Source organism: Paenibacillus terrae (genome assembly GCF_000943545.1).
GTDB classification, from domain to species: Bacteria; Bacillota; Bacilli; order Paenibacillales; family Paenibacillaceae; genus Paenibacillus; species Paenibacillus terrae_A.
The window spans coordinates 1-882 of record NZ_JTHP01000185.1 but is presented as its reverse complement, the minus strand read 5'-3'; the positions used below and the strand labels follow the sequence as shown (position 1 = coordinate 882).

At 31.1% G+C, this 882-nt stretch carries 1 protein-coding gene; it reads right to left on the bottom strand.

Features of this window, described 5'->3' with window-relative positions; translation table 11 throughout:
* Positions 1-100 precede the first annotated feature (100 nt).
* Positions 101-853, bottom strand: a complete 753-nt coding sequence (locus tag QD47_RS29550) for an nSTAND3 domain-containing NTPase (RefSeq protein WP_044649482.1) — start codon at positions 851-853, stop codon at positions 101-103.
* Positions 854-882: the final 29 nt, after the last annotated feature.

The window sequence follows — 882 nt, the reverse complement described above, 5'->3', positions numbered from 1 at the left end:
ACACGACGACTACTGATAATGCTTTTAAGCATTCGATATATTTTAGATTCACCATTTTTGACTTGATTATTGACGTAATTTACACCTAAAAAGTCATCTACTACAAATAATTGTTTTTATCTGAGCGATAAAATTTATACACATCTTCAATTGTATCTGTAAAAAATAGGTCTATCTCCTTATTTTGCATCAAATAATGAAATGCAATGTTAAATCCAAGCATCGTTTTACCAATTCCCGGTTCACCGTATACTAATAGACAATTATTTGTATCAATAATTTCAAGCGATTCATAATAAGCCTTCGTTTTTATGTAGTACTCCACATTATTTTTCATTTCATTTAGATGAAATTGATTAAAATTATGGGGTCCACGCAAAATAATATTTTCTAATATACGTACAAAAACAGCTGTACTAGGCCTCCATAAATTTTGATATTTAAATTCAATATCAAAATACTTAGGATCGTTGAGATAATCGTTTAGCTCTGATTTTCCAATTATATCTTCAACAGAATGAATATATTCCTTAAATAAATCCATTATTTCTTCCTGATTTTCTCTACTCAATTTAACTGATGTTACTAAGATATATCGGGGTGGCTGCAACTTTCGCACCTTTATTACTTCTTTCTTTAAACTGTTGTACAAAACGTTATAATCATTCTTATAACATTTTGCTTGAATAACGGTGCCATCCGTATACTTATACCCATCAATACCGCCGTCCCTACCTTTTGGGTATCTACGTATTACATTAGGTTCTAAATTTTCCCGAACTCGAACAATATCTATTGCCAAAGCCTCAAATTCAACATCATCTAATAATGCGTGAAAATCATATTCTTTCATAATCCCCCGCCCCCTAATAACCCGCTATA

Bases quoted from the DNA above. Each gene is read 5' to 3' on its own strand.
- QD47_RS29550 (WP_044649482.1), bottom strand. From the start codon at position 853: ATGAAAGAATATGATTTTCACGCATTATTAGATGATGTTGAATTTGAG.